Genomic DNA, 26,767 nt, shown 5'->3' with positions numbered 1-26,767 from the left:
CCTCTGCGTGCACCGCGTCCATGACTTGTACAACCCGCAACATTCCATCGCCGCGCCCCGGTGTGACAGAAAACGCACCCACGGCGCTGAGATGAGTACGGGGTCGTCCTGCGGCCCCGCGGAAGACGACCGGGGCCTCTCCTGTGGGGGGTGGCGGCCCCGGTCGTCGTTCCACGGCTGTCAACGGCCGTGCCGGTCAGGCGAGTTCGTAGAAGCCGTCCCCGTCCAGGTATCGCGTGGTCAGCGCGTCACGGGCGACGGTCGCCTCGGTCTCGTGCAGGAGGTAGACGCGGAGCGGGAAGGTCCAGTCGTCGGTGGACGGGTGCACCGTGTCGCCCGGCCGGGTGCGGAAGAGCACGTCGTGGAAGCTGTCCAGGGCGCGCAGTTCGGCCAGCCGGGGGTAGGAGCGCAGTGTTCCGCCCCGGGGGGCCACCATGTTGACGATGCGGGCGTGGCGGGCGACGCGGTAGTCGTCGTCGGCTCCGGCCAGGAAGGCATCGGGGTCGGTGCCGGCTTCGACGGTGAGGTCGAGCTGGCTGGTGCCGAGCGCCGCCGTGACGGGCACATGGACGTCGGCGCCGCACACCCGCGCTCCCGTCTCGACCAGGCGCACGCCGTCCGGTGTCAGTTTGAGTTCGGTGTGGGCGGGGCCGTGCGCGATGCCGAGGGCGTCGAGCACCCGGACGGTGTGGTCGACCAGGAGGTCCTGTTCGGGTCCGCGCCGGGGCAGCAGCTCGGCGCCGGCGGCCAGTTCGGCGACGCCGTTGGCGCCGAGGGTGTGCATCTTCCAGATGTCGGAGACGCGGTGGACGCCGTCGCGGCTGACGGTGTTGACGATGTACTCGTGGCCGACCAGGTACTCCTGTGCGAGGACGGCCTCGTTCTTCTGGCCGAGCACGCTGGTGCTGCCGTGCAGGGAGCGGAAGGCGGCCGAGACCTCCTCGGCGCCGGAGCAGAAGAAGACTCCGTCGCTGCCCGCGCTGCTGACCGGCTTCAGCACGACCCGGCCGCCGCCGGTCTTCTCGTACCAGCCCAGCAGTTCGTCCAGGTCGGTGGTGCGGAGCTGTTCGACCGCCGGTACGCCCGCCGCCCTGACGGTCTCGATCATGCGGTACTTGTCGCGGCGCGCCGGGCTCAGCGCGGTGCCGTTCGACGGCAGGCCCAGCTGCTCGCTCAGCGCGTCGGCGAGCGGCACCGCGCGTTCCACTCCGGGAATCAGCGCGATCGGCCGGTGCGCGCTCAGGGCCCGGAGCGTCTCGGTGAGGTCGCCGTGGTGGACGATGTGCGCGGCGAAGTCGTCGGGGCGGTAGCCGCGTGCGTAGTTCGGGGGGATGTCGGGCGTGCTCTGTACGTGGACGCAGTCATGGCCGCGGGCCCGGAAGAGCGGCGCGAGACAGCGCGAACTGGCGTAGGCGTCGACGATGACGACCGCCGGGGCGCTGGAAGCATTCATGTTTTCCTCACCGGTGTGGAAGCTCGGGGGCGGTCTCAGGCGGTCGGGCTGGTCCGGATCCGGATCCGGGCGGCCGCCGCCTCGGCGCGGGTCACGGCCTCTTCCGCGTCCCGGCCGACGGCGATCACTTCGCCGCACACGCGGTCGGCGGACCAGGTCACCGGCGGGATGACCGTTCCGGGTTTCGCCCTGACGCCGAGGGTGACGCCCTCCAGTCCGTCGGCCGGCAGGTCGACCTCGCTCACCACACCGGGCTCGGCCGCGAGGAAGCGGATCGCCGCGCCGCCGAGCGGGGCGGGGACCTCGTCCTTCCAGGGTTCGATGCCCAGGGGGACGGCGACGGCGGCGCGTACGAGGTCCACCCCGTAGGCGAGCCGGACCAGTTCGGGGATGTTGTCGCCGCCCGCCCGGTTGTGGGACTCGATGATCCGCAGCCCGTCGGGAGTGATCATGATCTCGGTGTGCGAGGGGCCCTCGACGAGGCCGACCGCGTCCAGCAGGCGCGCGGTCAGCTCGGCTATCTCCTCGCGGGTCCGCTCGTCCACGCGGGCCGGGACCGAGTGGCCCGCTTCCACGAAGCCGGTACCGAGGAGCTTGTCCGTGACGGCCACGACGGTGTGCCTGCCATCGGCCGAGAAGCCCTCCACACTCACCTCGTGGCCGGTGAGGAACTCCTCCACCAGCATCCGTTCGCGTCCGGCGGCCTCGACGCGCGCCCAGACCTCGGCGGCCTGCCCCGGCCCTTCGGCCTTGTGGACGTCCCGGCTGCCGCCGTAGTCGAGGGGCTTGACGATGCCGGGGCCGCCGAGTCCGGTGAGGAAGCCGGCCAGTTCCTCCGCGCTGTGCACGACGGCGAAGCGGACCGGGGACAGCCCGGTCCCCTCCAGGTGGCGGCGCATCGCGGACTTGTCCTTGAGCAGGGTGACGCTGCGCAGGGAGTTGCCCCCGAGCGAGAACTCCTCGTTGAGCCGGGCCGCGGTGACGAGCCCCAGTTCGGCCGGCGAGAAGAAGCGGGCCACGGGCAGCCGGGCCTGCAGCGCGCGCCCGGCCGCCAGGACCGCCTGCGGGTCGCCCAGGTCGACGTCGATCACCTCGGCACACCAGCGGCGCGCGGCCTCGGGGTCGTACACACCGGGCTTGGCGAGCATGGTGATCTCGCAGCCGAGTTCCGCCGCCGACTTCAGCACGCTCGGCCGGCCGCCCAGCAGGGCGATACGCGTAGCCATCTCTTGTGATCTCCGATTCTGTTCTTGGGGGAAGCCGTCGTCGGCCCGGTCAGTCGGCGATCAGCGTCACGTTGTCCCCGAAGCGCATCAGCGGACGGTACTGCTCGGCGCGTGTGTGGCGCATGGTGCGCAGCATGGCGATGGCGCTGCCCGCGGCCTCGTCGGACTGGATGATCGAGGTGTCGTCGCCGACGAGTGCGGCGGTGATGGTGACGTGCTGCTCGATGTCCTGGAGATCGGCCTCAAGGAGTGCGTCCCGGGCGAGCGCCACCTCCGGGGCGTCGGCGGCGAGCTTCTCGAAGGAGTCGGTCCAGGTCTGCGCAAGGGTGCGCATCGCCTTGCGGAACGCCTTGTGCTCCGGCTGGGTGCGCCCGGTGAGCGCCACGGGAACGGCGGGCGGTGCCATGGTGGGCCGGACCTCGGCGTCGTAGCAGGGCGCCGACATGTCGCCGGACTGGATCATCGCCGCGGTGAACGCGCGTACGTACACGGCCGCTTCGCGCAGCGCTTCGCCGGCCGCCGCCGTCTCGCCGTCGCGGTGCTCGTCGAGCGCGCGCCTCACGGAGTCGGCCGCAGCGAGGTTGAGCACGAAGTAGAAGTGGTGCGTGATGACCCAGCGCGTCAGTTCGCCCTGGTCGGGGGTGACGGGAGCCGGGCCGGCGGGCGTCTCGGGGGACGCGGGGTCGCGTTCGGCGTCCTGCGGGTCCAGGCGACGCAGGACGTGGACCATCGCGAGGACCTCGGCGGCCTGCTGGTTCAGCGAGAGGCGCGCGATCCTCAGGTCGGCGAGGGCCCGGGCGACGATGACGGTGACCTCGGAGACGAGCCGGGCGTCGTCGATCGGGGCCGTACGGACACCGAAGTACGTGTGGTTCGGGACGATCGGCGTGAGCGCGGCGGCGTCCATCGGCGCGACCCGGGCGCGCGTCGCGAGCCGGGCCGTGGCCTCCGCCGCGGTCTCCAGGGCGTCCCCCAGCGGTGCCACGCGCACGCCTCGCGGGTTCAGCAGTTCGGTGTGGAGGTCCTCCAGCGCGGTCACCGCGTCGCGCAGCGCGGCCGCGACGGGCTCGGCCGGCCGGGACGCGGCCCGGACCAGGTTGTTCGCGGGGAGGACGACGAGCGGGAGATCGGGGCAAGCAGCAGACATGTCGGGTACCTCGGTGCGTCGTGGCGTGGGACGAGGACGGGAGCAGATGTGTCGTACGGCGGGGCGGGGTGGCGGTACGGGCAGGCTGCGGGGAGCGGCCCGTACCGCGCCGGCCCTAGACGCGGGCGTAGCCGCGTGCCTCGTTGAGGAACTGGCCGAGGTAGCCGTCGTGCGGCAGGTACGGGTCCAGCCACCACCGGGCGACGGGGCCGTGGACGACGGTGCGCACCCCGGGCATGGCCAGGGCCTTCTCGACGAGGGAGGCGTCCTCGGTGAGCAGGCCGAGGACGAGCGAGTCGTCCAGGGGCGCCATGCCGTCGGACTCCTGCCACGGGGCCACCCAGGCGCAGGGGAACGGGAGTTCCGTCGCCAGCGCCGGATGGTCGCTGCGGTCGAGGAGGAACACGGCGGGCCGCAGTGCCACGGCCTCCCCGCCGACGGGGACCAGCGGTTCTCCGGGGTGGGCGGCGACGAGGTCGGGGGCCGTCCCGGCGGCGCGTGCGGCGGCCGCGCGCAGCGCCTCGGCCTCGGGCCGGGGCCGCACGGGGAGGACCGCGCGTGGGTCGGTGACGGGGTGGGCGGGGAGCGCGGCGAGGCGTTCGGCGAGCCGCTCGGCCAGGAGCCGGTGGTCGCCCGTGGTCAGGACGGCGGTCGTGTTGGTGCAGCGCACCCCGCCGTCGCCCGCGATCTCGGCGACGAGGTGGTCGAGGAGCGCCTCGTCCACCTCGGTGTCCACGAGGATCTTGCTGCGCCCCGGTCCGCGCACGAGGACCCGGTCGTTGCCGCGCAGCCGGGCGACGGTGTCCTCGCCGCCGTAGACGAGGGCCAGGTCACCGGCCTCGGTGAGGGCGTCCGCGGCGGCGTGCCCGCCGGGGAGGAGGCTGATCCGGCCGGGGTGGAGCCCGGCGGTGAGCAGGGCGTGGACGAGGCGCAGCGGGGTGAAGGGGTCGCGGCCGCCGGGACGGACCGCGACGCGGTAGCCCATGGCGATCGCCTGGAGCCAGGCGCCGTGCGTGCCGGGGTGGTTGCTGGGGGCGATGACGGACAGGACCTGGCCGCGGCGTACCCAGCGGGCGGTGGTGCCGGCGCCGGCGGGTATCTGGTGGCGGACCGCCTCGCCGAGCGATTCGGTGTCGCGGGCGACGCGTTCCAGGACGCCGCGGGCCACCGTGACGGGGACTCCGGAGGCGAGCGCCTGGAGGTGGCAGTACTCCTCCGGGGTCTGGCCGCCGAGTGTCGCCTTGGCGAAGAGTCTGCCCGCCTCGGCGAGGACGGGGAGGAGTTCGGCGGCGTCCGCTTCGGGTGCCTGCCGCATGTTCTTGACCGTCAGCCGGGCCAGGAGGGCCGGGACCTCGTGGACGGTCGCCAGGGGTTCGCCGGTGACACCGTGCAGCACACGGGTGTCGCGGGAGGTGCGTTCCTCGCCGGCGCGGAGAGCGGGTACGGGTAACAGCACGCCAGATCAACTTCCTCCGGATCGGGGCCGGTTCGGGGCCGGTTCGATGGTTCGCCGGGGGCGCACCGTGCCGGACCGGCCCGGAACCGGTATGGGTCGCGGCTCGGGTCGGTCAGAACGGCCAGCCGTCGAAGACCACGGCGCGGGCCGGTGCGGCCTCCACGTCGGCGACCTTGATGGGGAGGGCCATGAGCTGGACGACGGGGTTGGCGATGAGGCCGAGGTTCTGGATGTTCTCCAGGATCGGGATGCCGGCGGAGAGCAGCCGGCGGTGCACCTGGCCGCTGCGGTCGTCGGGCCGCTCGGTGATGCAGTCCATGCCGACGAGCGTGGTGCCGTTGTCGGCCATCCAGTCGGCGGCCGAGACGGTGAGGTACGGGGGCTTGTCCCAGTAGTCCTCGCGGCCGAGGTACCGGTCGGGGTGGTCCGTGCGGATCAGCAGCCGGTCCCCCTCCTGCCACACGTCGCGGACGGCCTTCTCCAGGTCCTCGCCCGTGACCGGGTCCAGGTCGCGCTTGTAGGAGAGGTCCGCGACGACGGCACGGCCGACGAACGTGCTGAGCGGGACCTCGTCGATCTTCTCCCGGTCCTCGAAGAAGTGGTAGCCGGCCTCCACATGTGTCCCGTTGTGGGGGAATATCTCCAGGTTGGAGAACGTCCTGCCGGTTCCCGAGGGGTCGGACGCCGGGGTCATGGCGCGCTGAATGTGGAATTCCGGATACCACGGCGCGTCGTAGGCGGGCATGCCCTCGGACCAGCCCTGACTAATGTCGATCAGCTTCACGCTGCACTCCACGCTCGAACGGAAACGACCCGCCGGGGCGGCGGGACCCGGGAGAACCTAACACGGCACAAGGGAAACTCCAGGAAAATCAGAAACTAAACATTCAACTAAATGCGGAGTGCAGAATTCCATAAAGCGGCGCGTCCGACACGGCCGCCACGTTCACGTGACCTTCACTCGCTGCACCGGTCCCTGCACAGGTAGCCGCAACCCGGCCGGGCGTTACATGTGGATCATCCGGTATGCGCAGCTTGATTGCCGGACTCCATCCTCTTCACACCTCTACATACGTATACGCGCATAGCTACCGCTACCTCGCGAATGAGAGCAGTTGCACCTTTTCGTAGGTATGCCCGTTTGGGGCCATCGAAAAATGGTGCTTGCGGGTCGGCGACGGGCTCGCTACTGTCACCCTCGGCACAAAAAGAGAACCGAAGTAATAGGCTCCTGGAAGGCCATTCCGTGATCGTCATAATGGATTCATCGGCACCCAGAGAAAGTGCCGGAACCGTAGTCGACGTCCTTTCGAAAAACGGCATCAATACCGCGTTAACCATCCTCGGGAATTCCGCGGTGCTCGTCTCCGAGAGTTCCGGAACGCCGGAACTGGCCGACATGCTGGAGGGTCTTCCGGATGTCGCCCGCGTCCTGCGGGTGGCGGGGCCGCAGCGGCTCACGAGCCGCGCCTTCCGCGAGGAGAACACCCGCGTCCGCGTCGGCAAGAATGTCCAGGCGGTTTTCGGCGGGGACGAGTTCGTCGTCATCGCCGGCCCCTGCGCGGTGGAAAGCGCCGAACAGATGACCGGGATCGTCGATCTGGTGCACGCCGGCGGCGCGATCGTGCTGCGGGGCGGCGCCTTCAAACCCCGCACCTCTCCGTACAGCTTCCAGGGCCTCGGGCTCGCGGGTCTCACGCTCCTCGCGGAGCAGCGCCGGCGCACGGGACTTCCGGTCGTCACCGAAGTCGTCACGCCGAAGGACGTCGAGTGCGTCGCCGAGGAGAGCGACATGCTCCAGATCGGCGCGCGCAACATGCAGAACTTCGAGCTGCTGCGCGAGGCCGGTGCGGCGGGCAAGCCGGTCCTGCTCAAGCGGGGGATGTCGGCCACGATCGAGGAGTGGCTGCTCGCCGCCGAGTACCTCCTCCACATGGGCAACGACGACGTCGTCCTGTGCGAGCGCGGCATCCGCAGCTACGACCGCAGTACGCGTTTCACGCTGGACCTCAGCGCGGTGGCCGAGGCCAAGCGCCTCACCCATCTCCCGGTCATCGTCGACCCGAGCCACAGCACCGGGAAGCCGCACCTGGTCGGACCGATGTCGCTGGCCGCGGCCGCCGCCGGTGCCGACGGGCTCATCATCGACGTGCACACCGACGCCCGCGCCGCGCTGTGCGACGGCGCCCAGGCTCTCGACGGCGCGCAGTTCGCCGACCTCATGGAGAAGCTGGTCCCGCTCCTCGGGGCCCTGGGCCGCCCGCTCGCGGCGACCGCCCGCCCCGCCGGTTCCCTCGCCTCGGCCTGACCGCCCCCTGGAGAGCAGCATGTCGCGCCACATCACCGACCCGTTCACCTCGGACCTCGGGCCCGACGAGTTCGTACCCGCCGCGATGCGGTGGCACTTCTCCCCCGAGACGGGGTCCCCGTTCTGGCTCAAGCGCGCCGCCGACCTCGGCTTCGACCCCCTGACGGACATCCGCACCTGGGACGACCTCGACCTCTTCCCCGACGTGAGCGAGGAGTGGCGGGCCGTCTCCGTCGACGACCTCGTTCCGGCGGGCACCGCCGGCGACCCCTGGGACTTCCAGGTCTTCGACAGCGGCGGCACGACCGGCTCGCCCAAGCGCATCGTCGAATCGCGCTCCCGGCGCAACGGCGTCCACTGGGTCAGCGAGGTACTCGCCGCCCACGGGGTGCCCGGGACCGGCGAGGGACACTGGCTGCACATCGGCCCCACCGGCCCGCACATCGTCGGCCGTTCCGTCGGACTGCTCGCCCAGCTGCGCTCGACGTTCTGCCACTACATCGACTTCGACCCCCGCTGGGTGAAGAACTGCGTCAAGCAGGGCAGGGGCGAGGAGGCCGGGCGCTACGTCAAGCACATCCTCGCGCAGGCCGGGGACGTGCTCAGTACGCAGCCCGTCTCCGTCCTCTTCGCCACCCCGCCGGTGCTGGAGGCCCTCTGCGCCGACGAAGCCCTCCTCGACCTCGTACAGCGCAAGGTGCGGGGCATCGTCTGGGCCGGCACCAGCGTCAGCCCGGAGACGCTGCGGGCCTTCGAGGAGGAGCTGTTCCCCGGCGCGGCCGTCGTCGGGCTGTACGGCAACACCATGATGGGCATCGCCCCGCAGCGCCCCCGGGAGTCCGGGGACACCCACCCGTGCGTCTTCGTGCCGTTCCACCCGTACAGCAGGGTCAAGGTCGTCGACCCCGCGGAGCCCACCCGCGAGGTGGCTCACGGCGAGCGCGGGCAGGCCCGCATCAGACTTCTCTCCCGTGACCTGCTGGTGCCCTGGACGCTGGAGCGGGACTCGCTCGTCCGCGTCGCCCCGACCGCGGGCTATCCGCAGGACGGCGTCGCCGACATCCAGGTGCACAGCGGCGACAGCGGCCAGTCCATCATCGAGGGGGTGTACTAGGAATGAGCGTCGACACCGCGCCGGCCCCCGGCGCCTTCACCCTCACGCCCGACGAGCTGACCGCGCTCGTGGACGCCTGCCGCGCGGGCGTCGAGCGGGCCCGCGCCACCGGTCACCACGCCCTCGTCAGCTGGGCCGTCCCGTGCGCACTCGCCGACCCCTTCGCCATCTGGGCGGGAGCCCGCGCCCACGCCGGGCGCTCCCTGTACTGGCAGTCGGCGTGGGACGGCACGACCGTCCTCGCCTTCGGCAGCGCCCACGATCTGCGCGGCACGGGAGCCGGCCGCATCCCCGCCGTCCGGGCCGCCTGGACGGAGCTGGTGCGCGACGCGGTCACCGAGGGCAGCGGATACGGTGCGGGGCCCCTGGCCGTCGGCGGCTTCGCGTTCGGCGACGGTACGGGCGGGGCGCCGGGCGAGCTGCCCGAGGCGCTGCTGTGGGTGCCGCTCCTCCAGCTGCGCTCCTCCGCACCCCATGAGGCGCCGGGCAGCACGCACACGGCGGAGCTGCGGCTCAACGCCCTCGTGGACGGGAGCGACGACCCCGGGCTGCTCGCACAGGCACTGACCCTGCGGGCCGAACGGTGCCTGGCCGCCCGGGACACGAGCGGGCCGAAGCCCTCCCCCCGACCGCGCGCGAGTGTCGACACGCCCGCCGCCGGGGAGTGGAAGGACCTGGTGCGCCGGGCCACGGACCGGATGCGGGCGGGCGACTTCGAGAAGGTGGTGCTCGCCCGCCGCGTGGACGTCACCGCCGACCGGGAGTTCGACGTGCCCGCGGCGGTGCGCCGGATGCGGGAGACCTACGCCGGCACCACGGTCTTCGCCCTCGGCCACGGTGACACCACCTTCCTCGGCGCGACGCCCGAATACCTCGTCCGCGTCGAGGACCGGGAGGTCCACTCCCTGGGCCTCGCCGGGACGACCCCGCGCGGGAACACCCCCGACGAGGACCGGGCGCTGGAGGCAGAGCTCTCCGGCAGCACGAAGCTCCTGCACGAGCACGAGGTCGTCGTGCGGATGCTGAGCAGCGCGCTCGCGGAGTCCTGCGTCGACGTCACGGCCGAGTCCGGGCCCCGGGTCCTCAAACTCGCCAACGTCCAGCACCTGTCGACGCCGGTGCGGGGACGGCTGCCCGAGGGCTCGGCGGAGGGAGTCCTCGGCCTGGCCGCCCGGCTCCAGCCGACGCCCGCGCTCGGCGGTCACCCCCGCGCCGAGGCACTGGAGTGGCTCGCCCGCAACGAGGGCTTCGACCGCGGCTGGTACGCGGGCGGCGTCGGCTGGGCGGACCAGGAGGGGAACGGGGAGTTCGCCGTGGCCATACGCTCCGCGCTCGTACGGGGTGCCTCGGCGTCGCTGTACGCCGGGTGCGGCCTCGTCGCGGACTCCGACCCCGAGGTCGAGTACGCCGAGACCTGCGCCAAGCTGCGGCCCATGCGCGCCGCCCTCGGTCTCGACTGAACGGCCGGGCTCCGGCGCCGCCCCGCACCGGGCGGCGCCGGAGCCCGCGCCCCTTCGGCCCCGTCCTTCCCACGCCCCACGGAGACCTGGCAACTTGACCATGGAGAACATCGTCGTCGTCGGCGGCGGACTCGCCGGCTCGCACACCGCCGCGGCGCTGCGCGCCCGCGGCTACCCGGGCGCCCTCACGCTCGTCGGCGCGGAGCCGCACCCGCCGTACGACCGCCCGCCGCTCACCAAGTCGGTCCTGGCCCGCGAGGAGGAGGACACCTCCTTCCCCACCGACTGGGACGGCCTGGGCCTCGGCCTGCGCCTCGGCGAGCGCGCCGAATCCCTCGAACTGGACGACCGCCGGCCGGGCGGGGTCCTGAGGACGACGGCCGGTCCGCTCCCCTTCGACGGCCTCGTCCTGGCGACCGGCGCCGAACCCCTCAGGCTGCCCGGCGACGGGGAGCAGCACGTGGTCCGAACGGTGGACGACGTGCGCGCCCTGCGCCCGCTGCTGCGGACGGGCACCCGCCTGGCGCTCGTCGGCGCCGGCTGGATCGGCGCCGAGATCGCCACGGTCGCGGCCGGGAAGGACTGCCGGGTCACGGTCCTGGAGGCCGGCCCGGCTCCGCTGGCCGCCGCGGTCGGAGCGGACATCGGGGCGTGGACGGCCCCGTGGTACGCGGCGGCCGGGGTCACCCTGCGCTGCGGCACCGCCGTGGCCTCGGTGGACCCGGGCGGACTGCGCCTGGCGGACGGGGAGTTCCTCGCGGCGGACGTCGTGGTGGTGGGCATCGGTGCCCGGCCCGCGGTCGGCTGGCTCGCCGGCTCCGGGCTCGCCCTGGCGCGCGGCGTGGTCGTCGACGAGTCCCTGCGCACCGCCCGGCCCGAGGTGGTGGCGCTCGGCGACTGCGCCGCCTGGTGGTCACGGCGGTACGGACGGCGCATGGTGGTCGAGCACTGGGACACCGCGCTCAGGGCGAGCGAACCCGCTGCCGCGGCGCTGCTCGGCGAGGACGTGTGCCACGACCCGGTCCCGTACTTCTGGTCGGAGCAGTTCGGCCGGACCGTGCAGTACGCGGGCGACCACCGGGGCGCCGACCAGGTGGTGCTGCGGGGCTCGCCCGAGGACCCGGACTGGGCCGTCCTGTGGCTGGAGGACGGACGGCTGCGGGCGGTCCTCACCGTGGACCGCCCCCGCGACCTGGTGCAGGCGCGCCGCGCCCTGACCAACGGCTGTGCGGTCGACGTCCCGGCCGCCACCGATCCCGCCACCGCACTGCGCGACGCGCTGCGTGCGGCCTGACCGACGCGGAGAGGACACCCCCTTCATGACCACGACGCACGACACCCAGGACCTGCCCCAGGACCTGACTCAGGACCGGTCGGACGAACTCCCCCGGTTCCGGGCGGCCTTGAGCAGCCTCGTGAGCTACCGGCCGCAGAAGCCCGCGCTGTCCCCGGAGGGGCGTTCCTACGCGCTCGCCGCCAACGAGACGCCGTTCGGCACGCTGCCGAAGGTGGCGCAGGCGATCGCGGAGGAGACCGCGGGCGTCAACCGCTACCCCGACAACGGCGGTCAGGCCCTCGTCGCCGAGCTCGCGGAGCGGTTCGGCCTGGACCCGGAGGGCATCATGCTCGGCTGCGGTTCGGTCGGCGTGGCCCAGCAGCTGATCACCGCAGTCGCCGGACCGGGTGACGAAGTCCTCTACGCCTGGCCCTCGTTCGAGGCGTACCCGATCCTCACCCGGCTCGCCGGGGCGACCGCGGTCCAGGTGGAGCTGCGCGAGGGCGTCCACGACCTCACGGCGATGGCGGAACGGGTGACCGACCGCACCCGGCTGGTCTTCGTCTGCAACCCGAACAACCCGACCGGCACCGTCGTCGGCCGCGCGGAACTGGAGGAGTTCCTCGGCCGGGTGCCCGCGGGCTGCCTCGTCGTCCTGGACGAGGCGTACCACGAGTACGTGCGCGGCACGGACACGCCCGACGGGCTCTCCCTCCTGCCCGGCCGCCCCGGGCTCGTCGTGCTGCGGACCTTCTCGAAGGCCTACGGGCTCGCCGGGCTGCGCATCGGCTACGCGGCGGGCGACCCCCGCGTGATCGGCGTGCTGCGCAAGGCGTATCTGCCGTACAGCGCGGGCAGTGTGGCCCAGGCGGCCGCCGTCGCGGCCCTGCGCTCGGGCGGGGAGGTGAGGCGGAGGACGGACATCATCACGGCGGAGCGCACCCGTGTCACCGACGCCCTCCGTGCGCTGGGGTGGCGGGTGCCGGCGAGCGAGGCCAACTTCCTCTGGCTGCCGCTCGGCGAGAGCGCCGCGGCCTTCGGGGCGCACTGCGCGAGCGCGGGGATCTCGGTACGGGCCGTGCCGGATGCCGGAGTCCGCGTCACCCTGGGTCTGCCCGCCGACAACGACGCCTTCCTCACGGCGGCCACGGCCTTCCCGCCGTCCTGACCCGCATCAGCCCCACCCAGCACCTACCGGGAGCCGGCGGTGTACCGGCTCGCACATTGGGAGACGCATGTCCTTTCTCCGCCCCCGGTTCCCGGGCGAACGCGCCCTGGTCTCCGGAATCGCCGTGGACGCGGTCGGCTCCGGGATGTACGTCCCGTTCAGCCTGGTGTTCTTCCGTCATGTGACGGGCCTGCCCCTGCCGCTGATCGGGCTCGTCCTCACCGTCACGGGGCTCGTCAGCATCGCCGCGGTCCCCCTGGTCGGCATCGCGGTGGACCGCTTCGGCGCCCGCACCATGCAGATCTCCCTGTACGTCCTGCGGGGGCTGAGCTTCGCCTGCTTCCCACTCGCCCACTCCCTGCCGGTCTTCGTCGTCGTGGCGCTGTTCACCTCGGTGGGCACCCGCGCCTTCCGGCCCGCCCAGGACGCCCGGCTGGCCGAACTCGCCGCGGGCACCGACCGGGACCGGCTCCAGGCGCTCAGCCGCAGCCTGAACAACGCGGGGCTCGGCGCGGGAACCCTGATCGCCTCGGTCGTCATCGCCACCGCGGGCGACTTCGGTTACACCGTCACGGCGTGGCTCAACGGAGCGAGCTTCGTCGCCGCGGGGTTCCTCGCCTCGCGCACACCGCCCGCGCCGCCGCGCGACCCGGCAGTCCCGCGTGCCCGGGGCGGGGGCTACCGGGTCGTCGCCAAGGACCGGCCCTTCCTCGGCCTCGTCTACGCCAACCTCTGCGTCGCCCTCGGCTTCTCCGCGCTCACCTCGCTCCTCCCGCTGTACGCGGCGGGCGTGCTGGACCTGCCGGACGGACTCGTCGGCAGCGCCTTCCTCCTCAACACCGTGCTGTGCGCGACGCTCGGGGTCCCCGTCGCCGCGCTCTCCCGGCGCCGCTTCACCACCCGGACCCGGGCCGCCGCCGCGGGCGCCGCGCTCTTCTCGGTCGCCTTCCTCGGCCAGGCGGCGCTGGGCACCGTCCGGCCGCACGGCGTACCGCTCCTGCTCGCCGGGCTGCTGGCCGCGGTCCTCGTCATGACGGTGGGCGAGATGGTGTACAGCCCCTCCTCCGGAGCGCTGTCGCAGTTCGCCGCGCCCCAGCAGCTGCGCGGCCGCTACCTGGCCACCTATCAGCTGTCCTGGTCACTGGCGTACGCCCTCGGCCCGATGGTGTTCACCTCGCTGCTCGCCGTCGACGGCCGTCTGCCGTGGCTGCTCGTCGCGACCACGGCGGCGCTCGGCGCGGCCGTGCTCGTACGCGTCGAGCGGAGCCTGCCCGCCGGGGCGGTCGCCTTCGCTCCCGTGCCCGCGCCCGCCTCCGCGCCCGGGAAGGCGACCACGACCGCCGCCGAGTGACCCCGGCCCGCCCCACGCAGTCATCGCGGCGGCGCACCCGCCCGCCGCACCACGATCAGGAGACACGACATGGACCGCGTCACGTTGACCGAGAAGTACCTCGCGGAGCTGGAGGCCGCGGGGCTGTCGAGCGAGGAGCTGCTCGGCGCCCTGCCGCAGAACAAGATCCTCAACAGCGACAAGCCCAACGGTGTGGGCCTGTGGCTCGCGCGCCCGGTCTTCCTCGGCGGTGAGGAACTGGGCCGGCTCGCCGGGGACCTCGACAACCTCCTCAGCGCGCTGGACAGCCTGCCCGAGAGGCTCTTCGGCGGGGACTTCGCCGCCTTCGCGCGCGCCGTCGGGCTCACCGAGCCGCAGGTCGACGCGGTCATGCAGAACCGGGGCGAGCGGATGACCCGGCAGAGCCGCGCCGACCTGGTCTGCGACGGGACCGGCTTCAAGCTCCTCGAACTCAACATCGGCAGCGCGATAGGCGGCGTGGACAACGTCGACGTCTGCCGTGAGCTCCTTGAGGTCCCCGTCCTCGCCGAGTTCGCCGAACGGCACGGGCTGACGTTCGTCGACTCGCTGCGCGAGCAGGTCCACAACATCCTCACCGAGACCGGCTTCTCGGCCGACGACCACCCGGTCGTCGCGCTCACCGAATGGCCCTCCGCCTTCTCCGACGAGCTGCCCTACATGACGCAGCTGTGCGAGCGCTGGGCCGGGCTCGGCCTCGACGCCACCCCCTGTCACCTCGGTCAGCTGGAGGTGCGCGACGGACGCGTGTGGCTCGGCGAGCGGGCCGTCGACATCATCGTGCGCACCTTCCTCATCCGTGACGTCATCACCCCGGACGCCCCCCGGCTGACCGCTCCCGTCTTCGACGCCGCGCGCCGGGGCGAGGTCAAGGTCTTCACCCCGCTCGACACCTCCGCCTACGCGAGCAAGGCGGCCCTCTCCCTGCTCTCGGAGGAGGGCAACCGCCACCTGTTCCCGGCCGAGACCCTCGCGAGCCTCGACCGCATCCTGCCGTGGACGCGGCGGGTCCGCCGCGAGGAGGTGACGCTGGAGAACGGCGAACGCGTCGACCTCGTCGACTACGCCCTGGCCAACGCCGACGACCTGGTCCTCAAGCCCACGTCGCTCTCCGGCGGCAAGGGCGTCGTGCTCGGCTGGGCCGACGACCTCACCCCCGAGGCCTGGCGCACGCACGTGCTCGCCGCGCTCGACAGCCCGCACGTGCTGCAGCGCCGGGTGCGGCCGGCCCAGGAGACCGTGCCGGTCCCGGGCGGCGGCGTGGACCGGTTCCGCCCCGTGTGGGGGATCATCACCGGCGTCAACGGCTTCATCGGCGGCAGTGTCCGGGCCATTCCCTCCGCCGCCGGCGACGTCGTGGTGAACGTCGCCAACGGCGCCCACGTCGGTGCGCTCCTGCACGAGGCACCGGCCCCCTCCGCCTGATCCGCCCCCCGTCCCCAGGGAGACCACTGTCATGAAGGCCGCTGTATTCCACGGCAGGCGCGACGTCCGGGTCCAGGAGTGGCCCGATCCCCCGGCCCCCGGGCCCGGGGAGATCCAGCTCGCCATGGTGCGCGCGAGCATCTGCGGCACGGACGTCGAGGAGTACGCCTCCGGCCCGCACCTGATCCCGCTGGCGAAACCGCACTTCGCGAGCGGCCACCAGGGCCCGCTGGTCATCGGCCACGAGATGGTCGGCGAGGTCGTCGCGACCGGCCCCGGCGTCGACACCTTCGCACCGGGCGACCTGGTCGTCCCGGGCTCCGGGGTCTCCTGCGGGGAGTGCCGCTGGTGTGCACGGGGCCGGACCAACGTCTGCGCGCGGTACTACACGCTCGGGCTGCACGTGGACGGCGGTCTCGCCGAACGGGTCAACGTCCCGGCCCGGATCAGCCGTTCGGCGGGCGGTCTGGACGCCGACGTCGCGATCATGGCGCAGCCGCTCGCCGTGGCCCTGCGGGCGGTACGGGGCATCACCCCCGAGCCGGGCCGGACGGTCGTGGTGATCGGCCTGGGCGGCATCGGCTCCCTCGCGGTGGCCGCCTGCGCGGCCCGGGGGGTGGACACGGTCGGCGTGGACGTCTCGGCCGCCCGGCTGGAGACCGGCCGCCGGGCGGGCGCGGGGCTGCTGATCGACGCCTCGCGCGAGGACGCGAGCGCCGCGATCCGCGCGGTGACGGGCGGTCACGGCGCGGACGTGGTGATCGAGGCGTCGGGGGCGGTCGCCGGCCTCGCAACCGCGATGAACGCGGTGTGCCGGGGCGGGCTCGTGCGGCTGGTCGGCCTCCACCGCGACCCCTCGCCGCTCGACCTGACCCGGCTGGTCCTGGAGGAGATCACGCTCGACACGTCCAAGGTCCACATCTGCGACCAGGATCTCCCCGAGGCGCTGTCCCTGCTCACCGCGCACCCAAAGATCGCGACGACGGCGCTCGACGAGGTCATCACCCTCGACCGGCTCGTGCCGGACGGCTTGGAACGCATCGGTCGGGGGGACGCCACGGGCAAGGTCGTCGTCCGCTTCTAGTCGTCCGCATCCAGGAGGAAGGCGTCGCGCTCCGGGGCTTCCCCGGGGCGGGGCGTGCGGCCGTTCAGCCCGGCCGCGTACCGAGCAGCTCGTCGGCGACCGACGTGCGCGCGTACAGCACGGACCGGCCGGCGCGGTGCGCGCTGACGAGTCCGGCGTCGCGCATCGCGGTGAGGAACTGGGAGACCCCGGCCGGCGAGATGCCGGTGCGCCGGGCCAGTTCGGTGGTGGAGGCGGGTGCCTGGAGCTCGGTGAGCAGCAGGGTGCGCGAGCGGCCGAGCACAGCGGTGACCGCCTCGGACCGTGCGGGGGCGGGCCGGTCCCAGAGGACTCCCACGCCCCGTGCGGGGTAGGCCAGTTGGAGCGGCTCCTCGCCGCGTACGACCGTGAGCACGCCCGGTCCGGCGAAGACCGAGGGGATGAGCAGCAGCCCCGCGCCCTTGGTCGTGCGGTGGAGGGTCTCCTGACGGCGGACGAGCCGCAGGGTGTTGTCGTCCCAGCTGATCTTGGCGTGCAGTCCGTTGAAGAGGGCGCCCGCACCGTACTCGGCGACCTGGCGCGCGCGGTGGAAGACATCGGCGTCGAGGACGGTCCGCATCCGCTGCCAGTACGGCGCGAGGGCGAGCTCCCAGTACCGCTCGATCTCCTCCGTGAGTTCGGCCAGCCTGCCTTCCGGGTCGGCGTCCAGCGCCCGCACCCGCGTCGCGGACCGGCCCAGATGGTGCCCCAGGTGCTCCAGGTCCCGGCGCACCGCGGCGGCCGTCGAGCCCCGCATCGCGTCGAGCTCCTCGTGCAGCGCGGGGGCGTGACCGGCCGGGGCGGGGTTGAGGAAGTCCGGGAGGTAGCCGCTCGGCGGGATGAGCGCGGCGAGCCAGCCCCGGTCCAGCTCGGCCTCCGCGAGACGGGGGCGCACCTGCTCGGCCCAGGGGAGGTGGACGGCGGCAGGACGGGCGGCGCGCAGCAGCCGGTAGCTCGTCACGACCTCCCACATGGGCGAGATCGAGAACCGCATGCGCGCCAGGTCGCTCGCGGAGAACTCCATTTCCGCCAGGGCGGATCCCCTCCACCATTCAGTCATCGCTGAATCATTTGCCGGGCCCTCGCAGGCCGCACATCATGCGGCCATGTTCTCCTCCTACAAGGGCCTCCCCCGCACCGCCTGGATCATCTTCGGCGGAACGATCGTGAACCGTCTGGGCTTCATGGTAGTGCCCTTCCTTGTCTACTACCTCGGCTCACGGGACGTCAGCACCTCCCAAGTCACCTACGTCCTGGGCTGTCTGGGGATAGGCACGCTCGTGGGCCCGCTGCTCAGCGGGGTGCTCGCGGACCGCTGGAGCCGCCGCCAGACCATGATCACCGGGCTCGTCGGCACCGCCGTCTCGCACGGTCTGCTCTTCGTGGCGCCCAACCTCGTGTCGCTCGCCCTCGCGGCCGCCCTCCTCAGCGTCTGCGGCACGATGGTCAGCCCCTCGGCCAACGCGATCCTCGGCGCGTCCGTCGACGCGGAACGCCGTCGCAACGCGTTCTCGCTCGTCTACTGGGCGGTCAACATCGGCAGCGCCGGGGCCGGCATCCTCGGCGGATTCCTCGCCGAGGAGGGCTACTGGCTGCTCTTCCTGGTCGACGGGACCTGCTCGATCGCCTACGCGTTCATCATCGCGAGCCTGCTGCCCGCCGACAGGCAGGGGTCCATCCCCCTCGCCGCTCGGCCGACCAGGGGGTACGGCGTGGTGTTCCGCGACCCGCTGATGCGCGGGCTGCTGCCCCTCTTCGGCATCACCCTCGCCATCTACTCGCTGACCGAGGCGGCCCTGCCGCTCTCCATCCGCGACGCCGGGCTCTCGCCCAAGATCCTCGGCCTGATGGCCACCGTCAACGCGGTCGTGGTCGTCGTCCTCCAGCCCATCGCCACCACGGTCCTGGACAAGTTCCGGCCGCTCGGCGTCTACGTCTGCGCGGCCGGGCTCATCGGCCTGGGCGTCGCGCTCACCGGACTCGCCCACGACGTCTGGACCTACGCCGCCACCGTCGTGGTGTGGTCCGTCGGCGAGGCGGCCATCGGCGGTATCCACTCGGCGACGATCCAGAGCATCGCGCCCGAGCACGCCCGGGGCCGCTACCAGGGCGCCTTCCAGTGGCTGTGGGGTTCGTCGCGCTTCCTGGCCCTGACCGTGGGAACCGCCCTCTACGCCAGTGCGGGCCCCGCCTTCCTGTGGTGGTTCTGCGCACTGGCGGGCGTCGTCGCCCCGCTGGGGGTCCTCGCCCTGGCCCCGGCCATCGACCGGCGCGCGGCCGAGCTGGAGAAGGAGAAGAAGGAGAAGGACGAGGCCCCCGAGGCCCCGGAGGCCCCCGCGGTGGCGGCTGAGTAGCTCCTGCGGTCGGGGCTCAGCGCCGCACCCGCACCCGCCCGGCGGGGCTCAGCGCCCATCCCGCCCGGCGGGGCTCAGCGCCGCACCCTGGCCCGTCGGGCGGCCGCAGCGCGCAGCACCCGCTGGCCCTCCGTCGAGACGTCGAGCACCTGGCGGAGCCCGGCGCCGGCGGGGGCGGCGTCGTCGATGCCCGCGAGCATCTCCAGGATCCGGACCTGCCGCGCCACCTCACCGGCCAGCAGGGGCCCGGCCCCGGACAGGTCGCCCGCGCGGCAGCGGGCCACCCGGTCCGCTGCGGCGGGCCCGGTCGCGTCGTGCCCGAGGTGGAGCTCGAGGGCCAGCACCGAGCAGGCGTCGGCCCAGACGCGCAGCGCCTCGCCCGCCCGGTCGTCCGGGGCCCCGGCCAGCAGGTCCCGGACGCGCCCGACCGGCTCGCCGGGGTCCGCGAGGGGGCCCGCGACGGAGTCCAGTGCGGCGCGGGCCTCGGCGAGCCGGGCGGGCCAGAGCCGGGGGTCGGCACAGCCGGCCCAGAGCGGGCGGAGCGGGTCGGGCTCGTCGCCCGGGGCGGGCTGGGGCAGACAGCGTTCGAGGCACGCGGCCGCACCGGCGGCGAGCCCGCGTTCGTCGGCGGCGGCGATCAGTTCGAGCAGGCTCATCGGCGTCTCCCGTCGGCCCCGTACGTGTCCGTGCCGGGACACAGGGGGCGCAGCGCTTCCTGTTATCGCATTCAGCGCCGAATGGCCGAAAAGCGTCACTGCCGCTGGCCGATTACCGCCGCGCCGGCGCGCGTGGCCTCAGTGCGCGTGGCCTCAGTGCGCCTGGAGCGGCGGCCGCTCGACGGGGAGCGCGCCGGTCATCGCACGCAGGGTCTGCATCTCCGTCAGCCGGCGGACGAACAGGATCGCCAGGACGGCCGCGGCGATCTCCAGCGCGTCGCAGAACGCGATCATGTCGAGCCCGTCGATGATCTTCTGCCCGGTCTCGGCCTTGTCGTAGACGCGGCCGGCGGCCCGGGACAGGATCTCCGTCCCGACCAGCGCCGCCCACCAGGCGTTCAGCAGTCCGCGCGGGGCGGCGGACCGGCCACCGGGGGTGTCGGTCGGCGCGCTCGCGGTCCAGACGCCGCTCGCCACCCGGTACGGCAGCCAGAAGTTGCCGACGGGCACGAACCAGCCACCGATCGCCCAGCCCGGCCGCCTCGAATGAGCCTGCGGGTCGAACACCTCCGCGTTGAGCCGGACCCGGCGGAACCACACGATGAAGACGACGGCGCACGCCAGGAAGGTGAGCGTCTGGAGGCTGCCGGCCGCCCGGTACAGCATGTCGGCGCGGTCCCACGCCTCCTCGTCGACCGCGAGGAAGCCGTCGTCCAGCCCGTCCACGAGCAGCATGCGGGTGTGGATTCCGGCGGCGGCCCCCAGCACGTCCGTGAAGGCCACCGCGCCGAGCAGTACGCAGACCGCCTTGGCGAGGCCCACCGGCGAGCGCAGGTGGTCCAGCCGGGCCGGCGTCGGCATCAGGCCACCGGCCCGTGCCCGGTGCGTGCCGGCGCACACGGTGCACCGCCCGTCGGCGGTGCCGGCCGCTCTCGTACCGCAGAGTGAACAGAGCATGGAAAAGGAACCCCCCAGGATTCGGACGTCGACGCATGGAGCGCGCGTCCCCTCCCCAGGACGACGCGGCCACCGGACCGTAGTGCTCCGCAGGCCGCGTTGTCCATGGTCAGAGGCGTTCCCAGGGGCTCAGCCCGCGTCGATCTCCTTCGCGAGCGACTGGAACTGCGCATAGCTCAGCTTCGGCTTGCCCGGGACCCACAGCTTCTGGGCCGTCGCCCGCAGCGGCATCCGGATACCGTCGGCGACCTGTGCGGCGGTCTGGGCGTTCGGGAAGTCGCCCCAGACGGCGAAGCGGCCGCCGAGGATCTGGTCCGAGTAGCGCGCCGGGACCGGGGTGGTGCCGCGCAGGACGAGCGGGGTCCAGAGCTCGTAGATCCGCTTGCCGGTGGGGTAGACGAAGGCGTTGGGCTGGCCGAGCACGTAGTACATGAACTCGTCGTTGAGGTTGAGGACCTTGCGGCCCTCGCGCAGGTACTCCTCCGGCGACCGGGCCCCGTACTCCTTGCCCGTCCAGTACTCGACCTCGATGTCCTTGTCGGCGCGGACCTTGCTGTCGCGGAACTGGCCGTCGTTCCACGCCTTCGGCTGCTTGCCGTGCTTGCGGACGACGTCCGCCCGGTCGTTGAGCCAGCCGGTGGCGAGGTCGGAGATGCCGGCCCCGGAGCCGTACTTCGCGACCGCCGCGCGCTGGAGCTGCGGGTAGGAGGCGGCCGGGTTGCTCGCCATCAGCGCCCGGTACTCGTCGCCGCCCAGGTGCCAGTACGTGCCGCCGAACAGCTCCGCGTACTCGCCGAGCAGCTCGTCGATCAGCTTGGCCGCGCCCGGCTCGGAGATGTCCAGCGATCCGGTCGAGGCGACGCCGGAGACGTTGTGCAGCTGGAGGCCGGGGTGGGCGCGCAGCACCGCGCCGAGGTGGCCCGGCGAGTCGATCTCCGGGACGACCTGGATGTGCAGCCGGCCGGCCAGCGCGAGGATGTGCCGGACCTGCTTCTTGGTCAGGTGGTCGGGCGAGACCACCTCGGGGTGGCTGTCCGACTCGATGCGGAAGGCCTGGTCGTCGGAGAAGTGCAGGCCGAGCTGGTTGAGCTTGAGGTCGGCCATCTCGCGCATCCGGTCCTCGATCCAGGACGCGGTGTAGTGCTTGCGGGCGATGTCGAGGTTGAGGCCGCGCTGCGGTTTGCCGGGCCGGTCGCGCACCTCGCCCTCGGGCATGGTGCCGTCGGCCCGCACCGACTGCTTCAGGGTGCGCGTCCCGTAGAAGACGCCCGCCTCGCCGGGGCCGCTGATCCTCACGCGCCCGTTCGCGGTGCGCAGGGTGTACGACTCCGGGCCGCCGGACGCCTTCGGGGTGAGGGCCAGCTCGACGTCACCGGCGCGGGCCGGCACCTCGCCCCGGTAGTGGATCTTCAGCTCGCCGGCCAGCAGTTTCCCCTCGTCGGCGAGCTTGCCGCTGCCGTCCGCGATGACCACCCCGCTGTCCTTGCCGGGCCGCCAGCCGGGCCCGTGGGCGGGGGTGTGCTCCCGTACGGCGGGGATGGTGCGGGGTGTCTCGGAGAGCGGGTAGCTCCGGGTCGGCGAGGGGGTGGGGGACGGTGACGACGCCGCACGGGACGTCTCGGGACCGTTGCGGTGTGCGGTTCCGGAGCCGTCGCAGCCGACGAGAGCGACGCTCGCCGCGGCCGTCGCCGTCACGGCCAGGAGGGCGCCGCGTGAGGGAGCCATCAGTCAGAAACCTCCGGTTCGGGGGAAGGGGACAGAAAGGGAGCAGAAGGGAGCAGAACTGCCAGCAAACAGCACAGATGTAGGGAGGTAACCGGGCATTCTCCTCACACATCCGCTCGTCAGGCATCGCGAAACTCTCCCGTCCGAGTGAAATTCGCGCATCCTTCGCCCGGCCTTGTCCCCCGCTCGCTAGCGTTGAGCCCCTTCGGTCTCTTCAGTCTCTCCATTTCGGGAGCCCACGCTGACCAGGTCCAGCGAGTCCCACGCCGGCCTTCCCGAGCAGCCGCCCCGGCCCGCCCGGCGCACCGCCGTACCCGTGCAGAACCGCGGCGGCGCGCCCGCCCGGTCCGCCGCGCACGGCTGGGACCTGCCCCGGTTCAACGACGCGCCCGCCCCGGAGGCCGAGGCCGCCCTGCTGGAGTGCTTCGGCAGCCGGGGCTGGGCGCAGCGACTGGCCGCCCACCGCCCCTACCCGGACACGGAGGCGCTGCTCGCCGCGGCCGACGAGGCGGTCTACGACCTCTCGCCCACCGATCACACCGAGGCGCTGGCCGCCGAGGTCTCGCCGGGGCTGCGCCCGGACGCACCGCGCTCCGCCCACCTCGCGCTGGCCGCCGCGCACGCCGAGTACGAACGCAAGTTCGGCCATGTCTTCGTGATCTGCCTGGACGGCTATCCGCCCGCCGAGCACCCGGACCAGGTGCTGGCCGGCATCCGGGCCCGGCTGGCGCACGAGGAGGAGCGGGAGCGGGCGGTCACGGCGGACGAGATGCGGCGACTCGCCCGGGGCCGCCTGACCGTGCTGGTATCGAGTCGATAACGGGTCGGCGGCGGGCCGCGCGGGCCCATATCCCCGTCAACACGCGGGTCAGCAGGGTGCCGGGGGCCTGTCCATAGCCCGTCCGTGCCTGTTTCGTTGCCACTTTGATCACACCAGAGGCCCCCGCGCGATCGAACCGACGATCCGTCGCTACGATGGCCGGGGCCGGTGGACCGTACCCGGCCGGGTCAGACCGACAGTCAAGCCGGCCGACCCCAATCCCCGCTCCCGGAGGGTTCTTCCGTGCCGGCTGGAACGCTGTACCGCGGCCGGGAAGGCATGTGGTCCTGGGTGGCTCATCGAGTCACCGGTGTCCTCATTTTCTTCTTCCTGTTCGTGCATGTCCTGGACACCGCCCTCGTCCGCGTCTCCCCCGAGGCGTACGACGACGTCGTGTCCACGTACAAGACGCCGATCGTCGCGCTGCTGGAATACGGCCTCGTGGCCGCGATTCTCTTCCACGCGCTGAACGGTCTGCGCATCGTCGCCGTGGACTTCTGGGCCAAGGGCCCGCGCGTTCAGAAGCAGATGCTCTGGGCCGTGCTGGGCATCTGGATCGTGCTGATGCTGGGTGCCCTGTACCCCGTCCTCGGCCACGCCGTACGCGAACTCTTCGGGAGCTGAGGCCCATGTCCACCGAGACTTCCGCGATCGGCGCCGTCGAAGGCGTCTCTCTTTACGACGTCGACAACCCGGCCCCCGTCATCGAGCCGCCGCGCAAGCGGACCGGCAAGACCCCCAAGGGCTCGCGCACCAACTTCGAGATGTACGCCTGGCTCTTCATGCGCCTGTCGGGCATCGTGCTGGTCGTCCTGGTCATCGGCCACCTGCTGATCCAGCTGGTGCTGGACGGCGGCGTCTCCAAGATCGGCTTCGCCTTCGTGGCGGGCCGCTGGGCCTCGCCGTTCTGGCAGGTCTGGGACCTGGCGATGCTGTGGCTCGCCATGCTGCACGGCGCCAACGGTCTTCGTACGGTCATCAACGACTACGCCGAACGGGACAACACCCGCTTCTGGCTGAAGATGCTGCTGTACACCGCCACGGTGTTCACCGTCCTGCTGGGCACGCTGGTGATCTTCACCTTCGACCCGAACATCCGCTAGGCGCCGGGCCCGAAGGACCAGAGGTAAACCATGCAGATCCACAAGTACGACACCGTCATCGTCGGCGCCGGCGGCGCCGGCATGCGCGCGGCCATCGAGTCGACCAAGCGCAGCCGCACCGCCGTGCTGACCAAGCTCTACCCCACCCGCTCCCACACGGGCGCCGCGCAGGGCGGCATGGCCGCCGCGCTGGCCAACGTGGAGGAGGACAACTGGGAGTGGCACACCTTCGACACGATCAAGGGCGGTGACTACCTGGTCGACCAGGACGCCGCCGAGATCCTGGCGAAGGAGGCCATCGACGCCGTCCTCGACCTGGAGAAGATGGGCCTGCCGTTCGGCCGTACGCCCAAGGGCGAGATCGACCAGCGCCGGTTCGGCGGTCACTCCCGCAACCACGGTGAGGCCCCGGTCCGCCGCGCCTGCTACTCGGGCGACCGCACCGGCCACATGATCCTCCAGACGCTGTACCAGAACTGCGTCAAGGAGGGCGTGGAGTTCTTCAACGAGTTCTACGTCCTGGACCAGCTGGTCGTCGAGGTGGACGGCGTCAAGAAGTCCGCCGGCGTCGTCGCCTACGAGCTGGCCACCGGCGAGATCCACGTCTTCCAGGCGAAGTCGGTCATCTACGCCTCGGGCGGCACCGGCAAGTTCTTCAAGGTGACGTCGAACGCGCACACCCTGACCGGTGACGGCCAGGCCGCCTGCTACCGCCGGGGTCTGCCGCTGGAGGACATGGAGTTCTTCCAGTTCCACCCGACCGGCATCTGGCGCATGGGCATCCTGCTGACGGAGGGCGCCCGCGGTGAGGGCGGCATCCTGCGCAACAAGGACGGCGAGCGCTTCATGGAGAAGTACGCGCCCGTCATGAAGGACCTCGCCTCGCGCGACGTCGTCTCGCGCTCCATCTACACGGAGATCCGCGAGGGCCGCGGCTGCGGTCCCGAGGGCGACCACGTCTACCTGGACCTGACGCACCTGCCGCCGGAGCAGCTGGACGCCAAGCTCCCGGACATCACCGAGTTCGCGCGTACGTACCTCGGGATCGAGCCCTACACGGACCCGATCCCGATCCAGCCGACCGCGCACTACGCCATGGGCGGCATCCCGACCAACGTCCAGGGCGAGGTGCTGGCCGACAACACCACCGTCGTCCCGGGCCTGTACGCCGCCGGCGAGGTCGCCTGCGTGTCCGTGCACGGCGCCAACCGCCTCGGCACCAACTCGCTGCTCGACATCAACGTCTTCGGACGCCGCGCGGGCATCGCCGCCGCCGAGTACTCCGCGAAGAGCGACTTCATCGAGCTTCCCGAGAACCCGGCGCAGCAGGTCGTCGACCAGGTCGAGCGGCTGCGCGACTCCACGGGCACCGAGCGGGTCGCGGCGATCCGCCAGGAGCTCCAGGAGTGCATGGACGCCAACGTGATGGTGTTCCGCACCGAGCAGACGATCAAGACCGCGGTCGACAAGATCGCGGAGCTGCGCAAGCGCTACCTGGACGTGTCCGTCCAGGACAAGGGCAAGCGGTTCAACACGGACCTGCTGGAGGCCATCGAGCTGGGCAACCTGCTCGACCTCGCCGAGGTCATGGCGACGTCGGCGCTGGCGCGCAAGGAGTCCCGCGGCGGTCACTACCGCGAGGACTACCCCAACCGCGACGACGTCAACTTCATGCGCCACACCATGGCGTACCGCGAGGTCGCCGAGGACGGCACCGAGTCGATCCGGCTGGACTACAAGCCGGTCGTCCAGACCCGCTACCAGCCGATGGAGCGTAAGTACTGATGGCTACACCCACCCTGGACAAGGCCGACAAGGCTCCCGAGCCGGAGGCCGGCTTCGCCGACTCGCCGTACATCACGGCCACGTTCCGCATCCGGCGGTTCAACCCGGAGGTCTCCGACGAGGCCCAGTGGCAGGACTTCCAGATCGAGATCGACCCGAAGGAGCGTGTGCTCGACGCCCTTCACAAGATCAAGTGGGACCAGGACGGGACGCTCACGTTCCGCCGGTCCTGCGCGCACGGCATCTGCGGTTCGGACGCCATGCGGATCAACGGCAAGAACAGGCTCGCCTGCAAGACGCTGATCAAGGACCTGAGCCCGGAGAAGCCGATCACGATCGAGGCCATCAAGGGCCTCACGGTCCTCAAGGACCTCGTGGTCGACATGGACCCGTTCTTCCAGGCCTACCGCGACGTCATGCCCTTCCTCATCACCAAGGGGAACGAGCCGACCCGCGAGCGTCTGCAGTCCCCCGAGGACCGCGAGCGCTTCGACGACACCACCAAGTGCATCCTGTGCGCCGCGTGCACGTCCTCGTGCCCGGTGTTCTGGAACGACGGCCAGTACTTCGGCCCGGCGGCGATCGTCAACGCGCACCGCTTCATCTTCGACTCGCGCGACGAGGGCGGCGAGCAGCGCCTGGAGATCCTCAACGACCGTGACGGTGTGTGGCGTTGCCGCACCACCTTCAACTGCACGGACGCCTGCCCCCGTGGCATCGAGGTCACCAAGGCGATCCAGGAGGTCAAGCGCGCGCTGATCACGCGTCGCTTCTGATCCCCCGAGCACCTGAAGAGGCCCGGTCCCCCGAGGGAGCCGGGCCTCTTGCCGTGCCCGGGCGTCCCGCGGAGGACGCGCCGACGG

General features: G+C 72.3%; 23 protein-coding genes. 14 read left to right on the top strand and 9 right to left on the bottom strand.

Annotation, left to right across the window (positions count from 1 at the left end):
* Positions 1-196: 196 nt before the first annotated feature.
* The 5 genes from OG242_RS20275 to OG242_RS20255 all read right to left on the bottom strand — a co-directional run bounded on the left by OG242_RS20275 (position 197) and on the right by OG242_RS20255 (position 6,066).
* Entirely contained in the window at positions 197-1,453 is a 1,257-nt protein-coding gene (locus OG242_RS20275) for an ATP-grasp domain-containing protein (RefSeq protein WP_405899502.1), read from the bottom strand.
* A 35-nt stretch (positions 1,454-1,488) separates the two neighbouring features.
* Complete coding sequence (locus tag OG242_RS20270; protein ID WP_405899501.1) at positions 1,489-2,679, bottom strand: ATP-grasp domain-containing protein; 1,191 nt, start codon at positions 2,677-2,679, stop codon at positions 1,489-1,491.
* Between the two features lie 49 nt (positions 2,680-2,728).
* Positions 2,729-3,826: a hypothetical protein gene (locus tag OG242_RS20265; protein WP_405899500.1), complete on the bottom strand. Its 1,098-nt coding sequence runs from the start codon at positions 3,824-3,826 to the stop codon at positions 2,729-2,731.
* A 115-nt stretch (positions 3,827-3,941) separates the two neighbouring features.
* On the bottom strand, positions 3,942-5,282 hold the full coding sequence (locus tag OG242_RS20260; RefSeq protein WP_405899499.1) for an aldehyde dehydrogenase family protein: 1,341 nt from the start codon (positions 5,280-5,282) through the stop codon (positions 3,942-3,944).
* A gap of 112 nt (positions 5,283-5,394) precedes the next feature.
* Positions 5,395-6,066, bottom strand: coding sequence for a cyclase family protein (locus OG242_RS20255; protein ID WP_405899498.1), 672 nt, complete (start codon positions 6,064-6,066; stop codon positions 5,395-5,397).
* A gap of 474 nt (positions 6,067-6,540) precedes the next feature.
* On the opposite strand from OG242_RS20255, the gene aroF reads away from it, so the two are divergent.
* From aroF to OG242_RS20215, 8 genes are all read left to right on the top strand, one after another.
* Entirely contained in the window at positions 6,541-7,590 is a 1,050-nt protein-coding gene (gene aroF / locus OG242_RS20250) for a 3-deoxy-7-phosphoheptulonate synthase (RefSeq protein WP_405901668.1), read from the top strand.
* 19 nt (positions 7,591-7,609) lie between these two features.
* Complete coding sequence (locus OG242_RS20245) at positions 7,610-8,704, top strand: phenazine biosynthesis protein (RefSeq protein WP_405899497.1); 1,095 nt, start codon at positions 7,610-7,612, stop codon at positions 8,702-8,704.
* Between the two features lie 2 nt (positions 8,705-8,706).
* Positions 8,707-10,164, top strand: coding sequence for an isochorismate synthase MenF (locus OG242_RS20240; RefSeq protein ID WP_405899496.1), 1,458 nt, complete (start codon positions 8,707-8,709; stop codon positions 10,162-10,164).
* Between the two features lie 94 nt (positions 10,165-10,258).
* The gene (locus OG242_RS20235) at positions 10,259-11,458 is read left to right on the top strand and encodes an NAD(P)/FAD-dependent oxidoreductase (protein WP_405899495.1); all 1,200 of its coding nucleotides are present in this window, start codon (positions 10,259-10,261) and stop codon (positions 11,456-11,458) included.
* A 25-nt stretch (positions 11,459-11,483) separates the two neighbouring features.
* Positions 11,484-12,608 (top strand): histidinol-phosphate transaminase, encoded by a 1,125-nt coding sequence (gene hisC / locus OG242_RS20230; protein WP_405899494.1) that lies wholly within the window; start codon positions 11,484-11,486, stop codon positions 12,606-12,608.
* Positions 12,609-12,675: 67 nt separating this feature from the next.
* Positions 12,676-13,959: an MFS transporter gene (locus OG242_RS20225; RefSeq protein ID WP_405899493.1), complete on the top strand. Its 1,284-nt coding sequence runs from the start codon at positions 12,676-12,678 to the stop codon at positions 13,957-13,959.
* A 69-nt stretch (positions 13,960-14,028) separates the two neighbouring features.
* Complete coding sequence (locus tag OG242_RS20220; protein ID WP_405899492.1) at positions 14,029-15,402, top strand: hypothetical protein; 1,374 nt, start codon at positions 14,029-14,031, stop codon at positions 15,400-15,402.
* Positions 15,403-15,433: 31 nt separating this feature from the next.
* Positions 15,434-16,486, top strand: a complete 1,053-nt coding sequence (locus OG242_RS20215) for a zinc-binding dehydrogenase (RefSeq protein WP_405899491.1) — start codon at positions 15,434-15,436, stop codon at positions 16,484-16,486.
* 64 nt (positions 16,487-16,550) lie between these two features.
* Here the strand turns inward: OG242_RS20215 and OG242_RS20210 are convergent, their stop codons facing one another.
* Entirely contained in the window at positions 16,551-17,528 is a 978-nt protein-coding gene (locus tag OG242_RS20210; RefSeq protein ID WP_405901667.1) for a DUF5937 family protein, read from the bottom strand.
* Positions 17,529-17,610: 82 nt separating this feature from the next.
* On the opposite strand from OG242_RS20210, the gene OG242_RS20205 reads away from it, so the two are divergent.
* Entirely contained in the window at positions 17,611-18,858 is a 1,248-nt protein-coding gene (locus OG242_RS20205; protein ID WP_405899490.1) for an MFS transporter, read from the top strand.
* A gap of 74 nt (positions 18,859-18,932) precedes the next feature.
* Here OG242_RS20205 and OG242_RS20200 read toward each other — a convergent pair whose 3' ends face one another.
* From OG242_RS20200 to OG242_RS20190, 3 genes are all read right to left on the bottom strand, one after another.
* Positions 18,933-19,514: a hypothetical protein gene (locus tag OG242_RS20200; RefSeq protein WP_405899489.1), complete on the bottom strand. Its 582-nt coding sequence runs from the start codon at positions 19,512-19,514 to the stop codon at positions 18,933-18,935.
* Between the two features lie 153 nt (positions 19,515-19,667).
* Entirely contained in the window at positions 19,668-20,375 is a 708-nt protein-coding gene (locus tag OG242_RS20195; protein ID WP_405899488.1) for a DUF4328 domain-containing protein, read from the bottom strand.
* Between the two features lie 225 nt (positions 20,376-20,600).
* A complete protein-coding gene (locus OG242_RS20190; RefSeq protein ID WP_405899487.1) occupies positions 20,601-22,196 on the bottom strand; it encodes a beta-N-acetylhexosaminidase in 1,596 nt (531 codons plus the stop codon).
* Between the two features lie 316 nt (positions 22,197-22,512).
* Between OG242_RS20190 and OG242_RS20185 the strand changes: the two genes are divergently transcribed.
* From OG242_RS20185 to OG242_RS20165, 5 genes are all read left to right on the top strand, one after another.
* A complete protein-coding gene (locus OG242_RS20185) occupies positions 22,513-23,016 on the top strand; it encodes a 2-oxo-4-hydroxy-4-carboxy-5-ureidoimidazoline decarboxylase (RefSeq protein WP_405899486.1) in 504 nt (167 codons plus the stop codon).
* 243 nt (positions 23,017-23,259) lie between these two features.
* Positions 23,260-23,640 (top strand): succinate dehydrogenase, cytochrome b556 subunit, encoded by a 381-nt coding sequence (sdhC, locus tag OG242_RS20180; protein WP_026242571.1) that lies wholly within the window; start codon positions 23,260-23,262, stop codon positions 23,638-23,640.
* Between the two features lie 5 nt (positions 23,641-23,645).
* Positions 23,646-24,119, top strand: coding sequence for a succinate dehydrogenase hydrophobic membrane anchor subunit (locus tag OG242_RS20175; RefSeq protein ID WP_073964328.1), 474 nt, complete (start codon positions 23,646-23,648; stop codon positions 24,117-24,119).
* A gap of 30 nt (positions 24,120-24,149) precedes the next feature.
* A complete protein-coding gene (gene sdhA / locus OG242_RS20170; protein WP_405899485.1) occupies positions 24,150-25,904 on the top strand; it encodes a succinate dehydrogenase flavoprotein subunit in 1,755 nt (584 codons plus the stop codon).
* A complete protein-coding gene (locus tag OG242_RS20165) occupies positions 25,904-26,680 on the top strand; it encodes a succinate dehydrogenase iron-sulfur subunit (protein ID WP_018101096.1) in 777 nt (258 codons plus the stop codon). The genes sdhA and OG242_RS20165 overlap by 1 nt, the downstream gene beginning before the upstream one ends.
* Positions 26,681-26,767 lie beyond the last annotated feature (87 nt).

Source organism: Streptomyces sp. NBC_00727 (assembly GCF_045161745.1).
Classification (GTDB): Bacteria; Actinomycetota; Actinomycetes; order Streptomycetales; family Streptomycetaceae; genus Streptomyces.
Note: the sequence above shows the minus strand (reverse complement) of the source record. Positions and strands in the feature narration are given on the sequence as shown.